The organism is Haloarcula sediminis, from assembly GCF_035656455.1.
In the GTDB taxonomy this organism is placed as follows: Archaea; Halobacteriota; Halobacteria; order Halobacteriales; family Haloarculaceae; genus Haloarcula; species Haloarcula sediminis.
The window spans coordinates 102079-115286 of the sequence record NZ_JAYMGA010000011.1 but is presented as its reverse complement, the minus strand read 5'-3'; the positions used below and the strand labels follow the sequence as shown (position 1 = coordinate 115286).

General features: G+C 60.0%; 12 protein-coding genes and 2 pseudogenes. 6 read left to right on the top strand and 8 right to left on the bottom strand.

What is annotated here, in order from left to right; translation table 11 throughout:
• Positions 1-896 precede the first annotated feature (896 nt).
• Positions 897-1214 carry a hypothetical protein gene (locus VJ162_RS16815; protein ID WP_324665886.1) on the bottom strand — a complete coding sequence of 106 codons (318 nt, stop codon included), beginning with the start codon at positions 1212-1214 and terminating at the stop codon, positions 897-899.
• A 75-nt stretch (positions 1215-1289) separates the two neighbouring features.
• Positions 1290-1904, bottom strand: a pseudogene (locus tag VJ162_RS16810) (DNA polymerase domain-containing protein); the annotation flags it as partial.
• On the opposite strand from VJ162_RS16810, the pseudogene VJ162_RS16805 reads away from it, so the two are divergent.
• The 4 genes and pseudogenes from VJ162_RS16805 to VJ162_RS16790 all read left to right on the top strand — a co-directional run.
• Positions 1878-2075: pseudogene (locus tag VJ162_RS16805) on the top strand (hypothetical protein); the annotation flags it as partial. The pseudogenes VJ162_RS16810 and VJ162_RS16805 sit on opposite strands and share 27 nt — an antisense overlap.
• Before the next feature lie 8 nt (positions 2076-2083).
• A complete protein-coding gene (locus VJ162_RS16800; RefSeq protein ID WP_324665885.1) occupies positions 2084-2419 on the top strand; it encodes a DUF7558 family protein in 336 nt (111 codons plus the stop codon).
• 49 nt (positions 2420-2468) lie between these two features.
• Positions 2469-3062 (top strand): DUF7437 domain-containing protein, encoded by a 594-nt coding sequence (locus VJ162_RS16795; protein ID WP_324665883.1) that lies wholly within the window; start codon positions 2469-2471, stop codon positions 3060-3062.
• Positions 3059-3568: a hypothetical protein gene (locus VJ162_RS16790; RefSeq protein WP_324665882.1), complete on the top strand. Its 510-nt coding sequence runs from the start codon at positions 3059-3061 to the stop codon at positions 3566-3568. The genes VJ162_RS16795 and VJ162_RS16790 overlap by 4 nt, the downstream gene beginning before the upstream one ends.
• 231 nt (positions 3569-3799) lie before the next feature.
• Here VJ162_RS16790 and VJ162_RS16785 read toward each other — a convergent pair whose 3' ends face one another.
• Both VJ162_RS16785 and VJ162_RS16780 read right to left on the bottom strand, forming a co-directional pair.
• Complete coding sequence (locus tag VJ162_RS16785; protein ID WP_324665880.1) at positions 3800-4546, bottom strand: vWA domain-containing protein; 747 nt, start codon at positions 4544-4546, stop codon at positions 3800-3802.
• A gap of 2 nt (positions 4547-4548) precedes the next feature.
• Positions 4549-5868, bottom strand: coding sequence for a hypothetical protein (locus VJ162_RS16780; protein WP_324665879.1), 1320 nt, complete (start codon positions 5866-5868; stop codon positions 4549-4551).
• Between the two features lie 223 nt (positions 5869-6091).
• Here VJ162_RS16780 and VJ162_RS16775 point away from each other — a divergent pair, with 223 nt between their 5' ends.
• Together VJ162_RS16775 and VJ162_RS16770 are read left to right on the top strand one after the other, a co-directional pair.
• Positions 6092-9277: a hypothetical protein gene (locus VJ162_RS16775; protein ID WP_324665877.1), complete on the top strand. Its 3186-nt coding sequence runs from the start codon at positions 6092-6094 to the stop codon at positions 9275-9277.
• Complete coding sequence (locus VJ162_RS16770; RefSeq protein ID WP_324665876.1) at positions 9270-10631, top strand: hypothetical protein; 1362 nt, start codon at positions 9270-9272, stop codon at positions 10629-10631. The genes VJ162_RS16775 and VJ162_RS16770 overlap by 8 nt, the downstream gene beginning before the upstream one ends.
• 297 nt (positions 10632-10928) lie before the next feature.
• Here VJ162_RS16770 and VJ162_RS16760 read toward each other — a convergent pair whose 3' ends face one another.
• The 4 genes from VJ162_RS16760 to VJ162_RS16745 are packed head-to-tail and all read right to left on the bottom strand — an operon-like array spanning position 10929 to position 13176.
• Entirely contained in the window at positions 10929-11285 is a 357-nt protein-coding gene (locus VJ162_RS16760) for a hypothetical protein (RefSeq protein ID WP_324665875.1), read from the bottom strand.
• Positions 11282-11854, bottom strand: a complete 573-nt coding sequence (locus VJ162_RS16755) for a hypothetical protein (RefSeq protein WP_324665874.1) — start codon at positions 11852-11854, stop codon at positions 11282-11284. The genes VJ162_RS16760 and VJ162_RS16755 overlap by 4 nt, the downstream gene beginning before the upstream one ends.
• 29 nt (positions 11855-11883) lie before the next feature.
• Positions 11884-12327, bottom strand: coding sequence for a hypothetical protein (locus tag VJ162_RS16750; RefSeq protein ID WP_324665873.1), 444 nt, complete (start codon positions 12325-12327; stop codon positions 11884-11886).
• Between the two features lie 15 nt (positions 12328-12342).
• Positions 12343-13176: a CAP domain-containing protein gene (locus VJ162_RS16745; protein ID WP_324665872.1), complete on the bottom strand. Its 834-nt coding sequence runs from the start codon at positions 13174-13176 to the stop codon at positions 12343-12345.
• Positions 13177-13208: the final 32 nt, after the last annotated feature.

The following is a 13208-nucleotide window of genomic DNA, read 5'->3' as shown; positions in this document are numbered from 1 at the left end:
AACCGCTTTCTTCGTGAAGCGGGAAATCTTCGACATGGATCATCGGCGGTTTCCCGCTTCATACCACTAGTTCTAACGGTCGAAACCGACGCTGTCCAGCGATTCACCAGAGCCCCCTATTTCCGAGTTAGAGCGCTTGCAGCCCCAATCCGGCTTACTTTCTAATTGACAACCGTATAGTCACAGTTGCTACGAGGGCAGATTCCTGTACCGGTTTCGGGGGACACCTGATTCCGAGTTAGTTTGTGAAACCGCCTCAGCCATGCGATGGAGCTCCGGAACAGAAACAGAAGTTAGACTTCTGGAGGGACACCTGACTGTCAAGAATCTTCAGGGAGAAGCGTAAAACGGTGGGGAGACACCTGATTCCGAGTTAGTTTTCGGCCGCAGTGGTGCGGTTCATGATATACAAGACACCCAGACACACCCGATTCCGAGTTAGTTCACGTGGGGAGGGACTGCAAGGAGGGTGCGAGATCTGTTTGATTTGTTCGAAACTAGAACGGATTGGTAGGACACACACACCTGATTCCGAGTTAGTACCACCACAATCGTCTGTCTCTCTCGCTGAGATTGCTGTTCTAACTCGGAACTAGGTGTGTTCTCACTAGTTACTAGACTAGTACACTAGCTAGACAACAGACAACAGTAACACAACAGCACCACTATCTAGAACCAATTTACTAGTCAGTAAAGGGCTCATAGCTGCTCCTGATGAATGCTTCAATCAGCCACGCTCGATCTGAAGGGGGGATATCCCCGAATCCCTCACTAACTCGGAATCAGGTGTGTGTGTCTCATCGGTGAAGCTCGGAACACTCGCCCTCTGATTCTGTGGGGCCATCTCAGACAGGGTCGACTGGGGCGACGTATTGGCTCCTAACCTTCTCGCCCTCTCACCACTGAAGGTAGTAGTACTCCCGCCCGTTGATCGTCTTCGTCGTCAGCGTCCCTTTCGAAGGCGATATCGTAGCCTTCTCACGAGCGGTTTCGAGCTTGTCCTGCCACTCCTCATCATCGTCCCAGTCGTCCGGTGTCTTGACCGAGTCACTAGACTTCTCCACTTGAGCCGATTTTTCGAGCTCTGCAACCAGTGTCTCCACCTGTTTGATGGCGTCCTGGCGGTGCCGTTCTATAGTTGACCCACCACTCTCAGGTGGCTGTATCGTACGGAGGTGTTCGAGTGCCTCGATTGCGTGGTCTCGGTCACTCATATACTAACCAACAGGGACCGCAAAAACCTATAGATGTTGGTTAATTTTATGTTGCTCGTATCTATACTCCCGCAACTAACCAACGACTGGGCCAGATTTCTTGCTTCGTTGGTTAGTGAGTCGGTTCCGAAGAAAACGCTGCGTGGTATCTCGTGTCTTGGCAAGTTCCTGGTGGATATCCATCCGGTCCCATCCCAATGGCGAGGTAACACTCTCAACAGCACGAATGAGTTGTGTCTCGTAGTAGTCGGGGTCATACGTGTCGATCTCCTCATGAGCCAGGGCAACACGTTCTCGCGACGATTTTCGGTCGTTGACGACGACGTATTCGATATCTTGCCCAGGGTTGATTGCAAGGTCTTGGTCCCGGGCACGTTTCAGCGCTGCTACGTTCTGCGTGTTCTGGGTGTATCCTTCCAGCGGCTTCGAAACACGGTTCCGTTCTACGAGTTGATCGACGGCGATACCGCCAGTATGGAGACTCTCGATTGCACTTGCGAGCCGGCCTACCACTGCCTCGGGAGACTGCGTTGCATCGAGAACTTCCAGACACTCCCGTTGCACTGCCTCGATGAACGGTGGTGTCGAACGCTGCCGGGCTTCGATTCCTCTCACTTTGAACTCGTCGTCGCCGGCGACTTTCCCAAAATACTTGGTCAACGCGCCGGCGTCGACACGGCGGACATCGACGACGCGACGGCCCAGGACCTGATCAGCGAGCTCGTCGACGCGGACGTCGTCACTCCGGTTCCCGAGGACCAAGTTCTGGTTCACGAGCCGAGCGGCGCCGCGTTCGACTTATCGACGCAGCTGGCCGTCTTCCACCGTGGCTGGACGGCTGGTCGCGACACCGACGCGTAGGGTGAGTGATGCAGCAAACCCTCGTTGGCTGTGCGTTCTGCGACGCGCCGCCCGGCACTGAGACTGGTGAGGCCCACACCTGGGGCCAGGACGAGCGGGTCACCCACCCGATTTGTGTCGACTGCGCCACCCAGACGCGGCCGGATCCCGACGAGCGCGATCACGTCGCCTGTGACGGCTGTGGGCTGGTCGTCGACACGCTCGCAGCCCTCACGCGATTCCGGGTTGAACTGGGGCATCTAGAAGGCCCGTTGCAGTTGTGCGCCCGCTGTAGTCTGGGTGGCCTCGCGACGTACTGGACGCGCGATCTCGAGGAGCATCTCGTTACGACGCCGGCGGAGTGACCCCAACACTCATTACTGGTTCGCTGTAAACTGTAATCAAGAACCACCCGTGTCACGCACCTCAAACCGCGCCGACGGCGACATCGTCCAGGATTTCCTCTCGGTCGCTGACCTCCTCGAGGAGCCACAGCTGGCTCAGCTGTACGCGTATCTGGCCCGGGAGGGCGAGGCGGTCGTCCAGGACGTGATGAACGACCTCGAGCTCGCACAGGGAACGGCCTACAGCTACGTCAACCGACTCGTCGACGCCGGCGTCGTCGATGTCACCGACGACGAGCAGCCCCGGCGGTACGCCGCCCGTGAGATCGACCTGACCGTGACGACGGCTGCCGGCGACCGCGAGTACACGATCACGCCGGCGCTCATCGACGCCGTCGGCCGCCGCGAGACGGACGCCGACATCGACACCTACATCGACCGCCACGGCGTCGCCGGCCTCGCGACCGCGCTCACCTACGCCGTCGCCCGCGAGCGCGGCGAGGTGACCCACCGCCTGATGGCCGAGGATCTCGATATCTCGCCGCTGGCTGCGGAGATGATCCTCCAAGCGCTCCGTCCCGTCGTCCACGAACATTACGACATCGAGGAGGCTGGGGCAGGACTCAACGAGTTGGATGTCGGCGACGCGGCTGACGACGCGTGAGCCGGCTCCACATCGCTGACACCGGCCTGTTCGTCGCGATGGGACAGCCGTCGAACAGCCGGTACAAGGCTGTTGGGCGGTTCGCTCGCCGGAACGACGTCACCTTCATCCTTCCCGAACGGGTGTACGAGGAGCTGACCGTCGACGATCCGGATGTCGAAAGCCCGCCCGTCGACGCCGCAATCGACGAGGGCTGGGCAACAGTTGCGGCGCCGCTCGAGTTCTCCGAGCCGGTCGTCTCGCGGGTGATGGACGGCGTCCAGCGGTACATCGCGAACGCCGACGACCGGCCCGCAGACGAAGTTGAACGGGCTGACGCTGCCCTCGCCGCCCTAGCTGCCCAGTATCTCAGCGCGGGGACGGCGACCGAGGTGTACATCTACACGACCGATATCGCGGCCGGCGAGGGGGCCGAAACCGTGCTCGCGAGTGAGGGTTACGGTGACTCGGTGACGTTCGTGAACGGCTTCCGGCTCATCAAGGACCTGGTCGCCGGCAACAGCTGACTGATTGCTAATCTGATTCGGTGGGACATGACACTCGAAAGCCCTCGGCCGTTCGACGTCCCGCGACCGCCGCTGCGCGCCTCGTCCCTGCGGTGCTTACGGGGTCGGGGGACGGCCGAGGCTGCCTCGTCCTTTCTGAGTCCGCCAGGCCGGTAGATGGCTCACCGAGCGACTCGCCTGTAGTCATCGAACTCTGAGATCATCATCTGTGCGACGTCACCGAACGCGGTCTCAGAAATCTTGGACATCGTCGGCGACATCCGCTGATTCGCGTCGTACCCGATCCGAGGCTGTGTATCCGTTGATCTGGCGTCGAACCGCTTCCGCGGCCACGGCGAAATAGCTCCGAATATCACCACGCTCTGACCGGAGAGGCCGGGCCTTGCCGTGGTTCGAAGCGACGGACTGCAACTCCGCCAGTGCATCTATCTCGTTCTCGCGCTCGATGGAACTGGTATAGAACCAGAACTCCTCGTTTCGAGTCCCCGCGTTTACGATCTCCTTGGCGGTTTCCCAGCGCTCACTCACGGCATCTGTCGGCGGCCCACCCGCTGCCAGCCAGACGAACGCGGGTCTGTATGGGACGTGTGCCGCCTGGAGTTCCTTCTGATACTCTTCGAGATGGTGCGCACTCTCGCAGAGTGCCTCGACCATCGGGATCGTTCCACCGGCCGACAGCGTCGGCGGGTCCCAGTGATTCACGTTCGTGAACCCGTGTTCGATAGTGACGTCCCCGCCAAAGGTCACTACCGCTATATCCGTTCTCGATGCCGTCTCAAAATCGTCACACAAAGCGGTCTTGAACTCCTGTAGTCCGGCGTTTATCTGTTCGATCCGTGATTGGAGGTTTCCCTCACCGTCTTCCGTTCTGCTACACATCGCCCCATCGGTATCCAAAATGAGAAGCACCGGCGTTCGTGCCACTACTGGGTCTGGCGATGCCGACAGGGCTTGAGACCGAGCGTCGTCGTCGCCCATTGTCACGACCCTCGGTCGTCGTCACCGTCTTCGTCCTCCCCGGTGTCCGTCCCGAAGTCGGGGACAGTGAGCTCTTCGTCTGCTGGTGTTCCGCCGTCCGGAGTCACCAAATTCGCTGTTCCACCACTGTCTTCCGTGCCGAACGCAGGGACCGTCAGGTCGTCGTCGGACCCAGCGCCGACGGACTGTGATGCCGAACCGTCGGGGGACGAATCGGCCCCGAACTCGGGAACGGTCAACGTCTGGTCCGACTCTGCCGTCGACGACTCCCCGTCATCGTCCCCGAACACGGGGACGGTGATCGACCCCTCGGGTGCGCCCCCCGCTCCAGTGCCGCCAGGGGTACCCGTCCCCTGACCGGTCGAAGTATCGCGACTGATGTCTTGTGAGAAGTCAGTCAGCTCCGCCAGTGCTTCGATCCAATCGATCGGATCCGGGCGCGACCATCCCAGCGACTTCGATCCCTGTGCGAAACACTCGACGAAGAGGTCCTGAATCTTGGTGGGGAGCTGCTGATACTTGTTCTTGGTCCCTTCTTCTGGGCCGATGTCGCCCGCGGGGTCAGCGAACGGGAATGGGTTGTCACCGATCTTGTCGGAAAAATCCCCATTCGCTGCATCGTCACCGACCGCCTGGAACGGGTGGGCACCCTCCAAGAGGAACTGAAACACGTGGACACCGAGGCAGAACTTATCGGCCTCCTGCACCGCACTCAGGGACGATCCACGCTGCTCGGGCGGGGAGTAACGGGGGTGGTAGCTGGTATCGCCGTAGATCGTGTCGCTGTCGGTGATGTGGAAGGCATCACAGTCGATTAGGGTGATGTACCCGTCCTCGATCAGGAAGTTCTTGTCGTTGAAATCCCCGATGGCGTGGCCGGCTTTGTGGATGTTCCTGACCATGATTGCCAGATTCCGGGCGGTCTTGAAACGGTCCTTTGGGCTACTGTTGTCCCAACTGAGGCTGACCATCGAGTATTCAAACGCAGGGGTGGTCGCCTCGACGTCTGCGTACGGCATTCGATAGCCTAGGAACGCGCCCGAGGACTTCTCTTTCGCCAGGGCTTCCGGCCAGATAATACTGCGAATCCCCTTCTGCTCGAAAGTCAGATCTTTGGGCGGGTTGTCGATCATCGCCCGAACCTTCGCTTCCTTCTTCTTCCGCCTACCCTCGTCGAGTATTTTCACAACCTCGTCCGGTGATCCCTTGATGTGGTAGACTCCACCCTCGTTCCCGGAGCCGATCTCCGCACCGACGGTCACCTCGTCCGAGCCCACCACGATGGTCCGGCCTTCCCAATCCTCTGAATCGAACGAGCTCATTTCCCAAACACATATTGAGTTAGTATAACTAAATACTTAGTTCTTGTCCCAAGTGTACCGTCCGATATCCTCTACGCCAAGAAAAATGAAAAATGCCGAGAACTATGGCTTGCTGAGGCGACTAACAACAATATCAGTAACACGGACTCGGTTGACCCCGTACGTTCTAATGAGCTAGTTAAAACTAATACTAAGTAAACAGGGAGCAATAGAGGTCAGTACGATGGGAGGGACGCCCAACACTCGTAAGGCATCGCTGGAGCGCGCCTGGGAGCCGCTCACGGACGAACACGAGCGACAACTGAGACGTGCCGAAGAGACCTTCGAGCACTTCGAGAACGGGCAGTCGGTCGATCCGTTGGCGCTGGTCGGTGCCTACCGCTCCGGAAAGACACAGCTTCTCTATCACCTGTTCCGACGGTCGTGGGAACGTGGCATCCCTGCCTTTTACATCGGTGACCCGGGGGCCATGTTGACCGAGTTCGCGAGTACAGACGAGACGGATCTCAACACGTGGCTGCAGTCCCGGATCGACGAGCAGCTCGCGGCCTACGCGGACGACGAGGTCACGGGTGTCGCGTGGTTTCCGAACGTCGACAGTGACAGCAAGCGCGAGTTCGTCGAGTCACACGGGACCGACATCGACTCGTCGACGTCGGTCCGGACGGCGCTGTTCTTCGACGAGGTTGAGCAGTCCTACCGGGAGTTCATCCGGGTGATGGACAAGGACGACGACAATCCGCTTCGGAAGATCAACGATGGGCTCCAGGACTCGGTGAAAGTCTGGAGCTTCGGGATGATCTCGGCCTTCGAGTTCATCGGCGAGGCCGACTGGGGCCGGATGCGGGAAGTGCGGATTCCACCGCTCGGGGTGGCCGACGTGCGCAGTCTCCTTGCGGAGGACCACCGTGACGCGACCGAGCTTGCGAACGTCCTCTGGTGGCTCGCCCGTGGTCGAACGGGCCTCATCATCAAACTCGTCGACAACCTGCCGGAGGGGGGCCCGGACGCTGTCATCCGGTGGCTCCGGGACCTGGCTGAAACGAACTTCCGGGAGACGAAGCTGCTCAACAACATCTGGACCGACTGCGACCGCGAGCAGTGGGACCGGGCGATCCGCGCACTCATGTTCGACGAGGCTGGGTTGGATGCATGGCAGCTCTCTCAGCAGAAGAGCCTCACTGCGACCCAGTGTCAGTATATCGCCGTCGACATTCTCGACGAGACGTTCGACGGGGCGGCGGACGAGCACCACAAGGACGCGCTCGAGATCGCCGACCGGAACATCGAGCGCGTGTTCCGGGGACTGAGTGTCACCGACGAGTTCCTATTCCCGGCGTTCGGGTTAGCCGACGAAGAGCAGGCCGACGCGTTCCTCTCGCTGGTCACTGACACGATCACGTCGTTCGAACCGGCCAGCGACGCGCGGTCGACCGCAATCGAGGGCCTCGATGGGGTTTCGGGCGTGTTCCACACCCGATGGATCGACCACGTCTCGGATACCGATACGGTCGACGAAGCGGTTTCGACGGCCGCACCGTCCATCGTCCACTCGGCGTTCCCTCCCATCGCTGTTAATCCCGAACGCGTCTCCGACCGGACGACCGAAGCGATCCGGTCGTCGATGGACCGCGGGCTCACCATCCATCCCGACGGTGAAGCCACAGCGACTGCAGAGATCCGCCTGTGCCCAACCGAAGATGCGTTCCAGACAGCTGTCGGAGACATCACGACCAGCTACGACCTCACTGCACCGACGATTCTTCTCGTCCCCGAGGGGAGAGAGTTCGACCACGACGCGACTGGGCTGGACGTCTACCGGCGCCACCAGTTAGCGGCGATCGAATCGTACCAGTCGAGCCGGTTCTGGACGTTCGTAACACACCTCCACGGTCGCCTCGCAGACAAGGGTGTCGCTGACCCGTACGCCGTTGATGACGAGACAGTCGCCGAGCTGGTCGCGAACTGCGACGACAGGGAGGTCCGGAACACGATCGAGACGCTCTACGACCAACTCCGCCAGGTCGCGAGTGACCACCTGGGTGGGTTCGAACGCCGCTATCGCGAGACCTACTCGCTTCCGGATGCCGAGACACTGCTGTGGGAAGAGTCTCGGTTGGCCGGGGCGAGTCCGTACTGGTCGAGTGGCAAGTTCGTCGAGTCGACGGTCACGCTGTCATACCTGCTGCTCTTCGGCCCGGAGTACGAAGCGGACCGTGCGTACACCGACTTACACGAGTCGTTCGTCGACGGGCTTGACCACGATCTGGTCGCAGCCGACAGAGACGGGTTCCAGTTCAAAACCTATCTGGATAGCCTATTCACCCAAAGCGGATACAGCAAAGCCGTTCTGGCCGAACGCGAGCACTACACCGACGGGGATCAGGTAGCGCTTCCGGTTCGGCGGACACAGGAGGCACTGGCGGATCTCGCGGGGCTCGCCGACACCGCGGACATTATCGCCAAACTGGACGATCCGGAGACGAGCCTGCAGGATACGCACGTTCCGGTCGTCGGTCTCGACGGAAACACGTACCTCGGTCACGCGCTGGTTCGCTCACTCCTCGTCGCAGGCCTCACGACCGGACCGAACGCCGACATCGACATGCTGGATCGGCTTCGCCAGACGAAATCGGAGGTCGATTCGGCCCTGGAGACAGTTACCCACTGTCTCGATGACATCGAGAGCTACGGCCGGCGACTCCGTCCGCCGACGCGGGCGACTGTCGGCCAGTGGGTCACCATTGAGGCAGACCGGATCGAACGCTATCAGGCCAACCTGAAACAGGTCCGCAACGGCCTCGATGACCTGATAGCGAAGGTCGAGTCGACACCGTCCGCCGGCCCCATCGCCTACCACTACTGGTTCCTGTTGCGTATCTACCTCCGCGACATGGCTCGGCAGCTCGAGACTGTCGAAACGACCGTCACAGAGACCGATATCGCCGCTATCACCGACGCGGTCGAACTATTCGACGACGTTCACGCGACGCTCGAGACGGCCGACTTTGTCGACTCGGTCTTCGACGATAGAGCGGCGCTCGTCGCCCAGCTGGAGGAGTTCGGCGATGACCTCTTTGATCTGCGCGGTGCGCTCCGACAGACGACTGTCTCCTCGGCGAACGGAGACGGTGCCGTCCTGAGTCAGGTCGACGAATACGACGATCAGGTCGTCCTCTCTGACCCGGAATCAGCGTCTGTGCAACTCAAACTCCCGGAAGACAGTGACGTGCTGGAGCAACTGAACCGATCCGTCGCGCAACACGCACAGCATCTCGTGAAAGTCCGCGACGAGCTCGCGGCGACCGAGGCCACGGCTGCCGACGTCGACAAGCTCACGCGGGAGACGAAAGGCGCACTACTGACCCTCGTCTCGAACGACGATTCCGTGGAGGTGACCAATGACTGACGGACTCCCGGACATCGTGGAGACGGTCAGTGACGAGTCCGTGCGGCTTGAGAAGACACTCCGCGACCTGCGTGACCTCAATACGGCGGCCGAAGCGTATCAGGATCGCGTTGAAAGCATGGACGAAACGGAACGGGAGCTGTTCTATCAGGGGGTGGAGTCCATCAGGACAGAGATCGCGGAGACGGACGACCCGGCAGCGCTCCTGGCCCTCCAGGAGACGGTCGAGGAGACGGTTCGGTCGCCACTACAGCAGGTGGCACGCGAGTCTCTCACTGCGCTGCTCGGACGGCTCCAGCCCGATCTCGATGAGGACGCGCGAACGCAGGTTTACGAACAGCTCGAAGCGAAGGTCCCCGAGGACCTCCAGGTAGCGACCGACGCCTATCAGGATCTCTACGCCCGCGTCGGTGATTTCGACTCCGTGCTGGTGACGCTGGTCGCCGCCCTTGTCGAACGCCAGCCGTCCATCCTCGTGTTACCCCGCCAGGAGTTGTTGCCGGTCGTCGACGACATCGAGGCCAGGCACGCAACACTGGACACACTCGAGGCCGAGTTTGGGGGGATTGACTGGGCACCGTCTCTCGAGTTCACCGGCGTCGAACGGTTCTACGACGATGGCACGGACGACATCGATGTCGCCTCGATTCGTGCTGATCTCGAGAACATCGAATCGGCACTCGAGACACTGAACTCGTATGGAATAGACGTCCAAGACATCGTCCAAACAGACGTCAGTGAGGTGTACGACGAGGCGCCGCTGTCCGAACTCGTACAGACCATTTCGGACACACGACAGACGGTGACCACCGCGGCAGAAACCTACCGGACCGTCGTGGGATTCATGACAAACTTGGAGAACTACGACTGCACAGAGGGCCCCTTCGACTCGGAGATCGACGACCTCCACGAAGCGTATTCCAGCCTTCAGGGACACGACTACGCAACAGTCGAGTACCTGTCACAGTCCGTGGACGAAATGACGGACCGGATCGACCAGTTCGCTCAAACGGTGTCTGAGCGGCTTGAGGCCCAACAGGAACTGGTCGAGGAACTCGCAGGGTCCGAAGCGACCACCGCCTCGATCCCGGAGTCTCGGTTCCAGACCTCACCACTCCCCCAGCGTCAGATCAGGAACGACCCGGTCGACGCGCTCAGCGAATATGCGGAGCTTCACGACTGGCTCCGCTCCGAACTGGACGCCGACCTAGAATCGGTCGACCAGGAGTCCCTGTTCGAGCTCTGGCAGTCACTGACGAAAGGGAACAAGGTCGAGATAACGGAGGACAACCAGGACGCAGTCATGGCGCTGGCGAACCGTCTCTCCGTCAGTGTCATCCTCACCAGTCTCTGACGGGACCAGCGTCGACTTCACGGCAAAATCGAAGTGAACACGATCTACTGACGCTATCCAAGGTAACTTGGTAGCGGGCCGACTTAGCGTACGACGACGTTCCAGAGATAGTGAACCGACATGGCCCGTCTGTCCAATCCAGCGTGGTTCTCGAGATCTAGTGGTTCACTCCGAATCAACGCCTGTGGAGACTGCGCTCCCTACGGAAACCGATTCGGTGTCTGCAAAGCGCGTCGTGGAAACAGGAAGCCCCTGCCTCAAGGAGCCCGCGTCAGCGGGCGAGTAGGCAGGGGTAGTTCACGCCTCTCCTTTCTCTTGGTAGAGCTCCTTCAGTTCCGCAGTGAAATAGATGTACTGACGATCGATCTTTCTGAACCCCGTGTCCTCCCACTTGATCTTCTCAACCTCGCCTCTTCGAAACGCTCCACCGTTGTAGTGGATGATTTCCTCCTGTGAGTCGGTGTACGCCAGTCCCTTCTCGTCTAGGCTCTCCAGTACCTCGCCCAGAGTGTAGTCCCGATACGAGTCGATGAAGGCATCAGCGGGAACTCCATCCTGGATCATGAATTCGAACGTATCCCGCTCCAGGGCCCGGTCACCGGCCGCCAGAACCAGGTCGATAAACTCCGTTTCGTCCTCGGACAACAGCGTCATAGCCGCTCTCCAGCCACCGGCTCGAACTGGCTGTACCACTCCGCCAGTCCGTCGACACTCCGTGGGAACAATTTCGAATACTGACCATCCTGCTCCTCGGACCGTCGATAGTCCTCCTCTGGGAGGTCCTCGACAAACCGTGTCGAGGCCGCTTTCTCCCGTTCCTCCAGTACATACTCCCGGATCTCGGAAATGTCCCCGTCGATTCGATCGAGCAGAGCAACCACTGACTCTCCTTTCACTATCTTCATACAGGTCTCGCAGACGAACTCGATCTCACCCGTGAACACGTTCTCCTCGATTCCAGGCCCTGTCTCGTACAGCTCATACATCGTCCTGTGTACCGGGGCGGTTCTGCTCCGCCAACAGCCCGGGCATTCGATAATATGCCTCTCCAATTCGTCCTCCATCTCCTGAAACAGTCGGACCTTCTCTTTGTTCAACAGGCTCTTGAGCAGCAGCGCCTCATTCTCGTTGCGAACCTCCAGCTCAAACGGCTCGTGACGATGCTTGCGGAGCACTCGTGACTCCATCTCCTTCACTACCTCCAGATCTTCCTCCAAGCTCATTTCTGGGAAACACTCTCTCTTGGTTACGATTACTTCGGTTGCAACGTCTCGACTCGTTCCCGTTCGCGGTACGCTTCCTTGTACAGCTCACTCCAGCTATCTTCGTCGAATTCGCCCGACCTGACCGGTTCGAACTGCTTCAGATCGACCTGAAACATGCAGCTACTGCACTGTGCGATACCGTGGACCCTGACCACTTCGAGACCGATATCCGGATGGGCCTGTTCTATCGAAACCTGACTGTCCTGCGCTCGAAACGTTTCGTTACTGCCACACTCCGGACAGGTGTATGTCGTCCCGATCAGGACATCACCGGAACTGGGATCGACGGTCGACCGGTAATACCGCAACGCCGACAGCAACTCCGCCACCTCGTCCGCCTCCAACCTGAGCCCTCCCCCGCTCTCGTCTCGCTGCTCCAACACCTTGTTCATCAACCGACACACCCGTTCGAAGCGTTGCTCCGTAGCCATGTCTGTCTGGAAGATCTAGTAGAAATTCTGCGTTGCGTACATCGCCCCGTCTCGCCCGAAGTAGACGCCGATTCCCTCCCGTTTGAACTGGTCCTGGAGAATGTTCTCTCGATGGCCGGGGGATTCCATCCACTCGTCGACTACCTCGCTCGCCGCGTCCTCCGCTGAGGTCGCTGGACCGGGATAGATCTTGGCGATGTTCTCCCCGTAGCTACGGACGGAGTGGCCGAACTTCCGATACCTGTCGACCGGCTCCATGTCGTCGGGGCACGCGTGATCGAAGAAGTCCCGCTCCGCCATGTCTCGGCTGTGTTGGAGCGCGATCGCACTCAGATGGTCACTGTACGAAAGGGGGACGAGTGAATGGGCTGCTCGTCGATCGTTGGTTTCGCTGTGGATCGCACGTTCGATGTGGTCGGCGTCTGCCTTGGGGCGCAGGTCCACGGGGACGACGACGGCCCGTCTCTCCACGTCGTCACCACAGTCCGGACAGCGGGTCGGTGGGGACATGCTGGTCCCGCAGTCCCCACAGCACCACCGGTCGCCAACGCGGATAATCGGTGCCGTACAGCCTGCGTGTTGTCGACGTACCGTCCCGGTCCCACACTTTCGACACGTGAGACGACAGACTATGAGTCTCAGCTCGGTGTCGGACGTATCCTTACTGTCGGCGCTCCCATCCCGACTGTCACCGGTCAACGCGTTGTCCAGCCAGTCTTCGGAACTATCTACGGCTTGTTCCGCCGCCGTCTGTGACTTGTCCGTCCAGTTGACCCAGTCGGGCAGGTCGTCGCTCTTGATACGCGTCGGCGGGTCGAGCCTGGTCGTCGGACGGTCGTTGTCTGTCATTCTAGCGTGAAGTGAGTCGGGTCGTTGGTACT

What these genes read in the sequence shown, in the direction of transcription:
- VJ162_RS16815 (WP_324665886.1), bottom strand. Translation starts at nt 1,214, where the DNA reads ATGAGTGACCGAGACCACGCAATCGAGGCACTCGAACACCTCCGTACG.
- VJ162_RS16800 (WP_324665885.1), top strand. Translation starts at nt 2,084, where the DNA reads ATGCAGCAAACCCTCGTTGGCTGTGCGTTCTGCGACGCGCCGCCCGGC.
- VJ162_RS16785 (WP_324665880.1), bottom strand. Translation starts at nt 4,546, where the DNA reads ATGGGCGACGACGACGCTCGGTCTCAAGCCCTGTCGGCATCGCCAGAC.
- VJ162_RS16780 (WP_324665879.1), bottom strand. Translation starts at nt 5,868, where the DNA reads ATGAGCTCGTTCGATTCAGAGGATTGGGAAGGCCGGACCATCGTGGTG.
- VJ162_RS16775 (WP_324665877.1), top strand. Translation starts at nt 6,092, where the DNA reads ATGGGAGGGACGCCCAACACTCGTAAGGCATCGCTGGAGCGCGCCTGG.
- VJ162_RS16770 (WP_324665876.1), top strand. Translation starts at nt 9,270, where the DNA reads ATGACTGACGGACTCCCGGACATCGTGGAGACGGTCAGTGACGAGTCC.
- VJ162_RS16760 (WP_324665875.1), bottom strand. Translation starts at nt 11,285, where the DNA reads ATGACGCTGTTGTCCGAGGACGAAACGGAGTTTATCGACCTGGTTCTG.
- VJ162_RS16755 (WP_324665874.1), bottom strand. Translation starts at nt 11,854, where the DNA reads ATGAGCTTGGAGGAAGATCTGGAGGTAGTGAAGGAGATGGAGTCACGA.
- VJ162_RS16750 (WP_324665873.1), bottom strand. Translation starts at nt 12,327, where the DNA reads ATGGCTACGGAGCAACGCTTCGAACGGGTGTGTCGGTTGATGAACAAG.
- VJ162_RS16745 (WP_324665872.1), bottom strand. Translation starts at nt 13,176, where the DNA reads ATGACAGACAACGACCGTCCGACGACCAGGCTCGACCCGCCGACGCGT.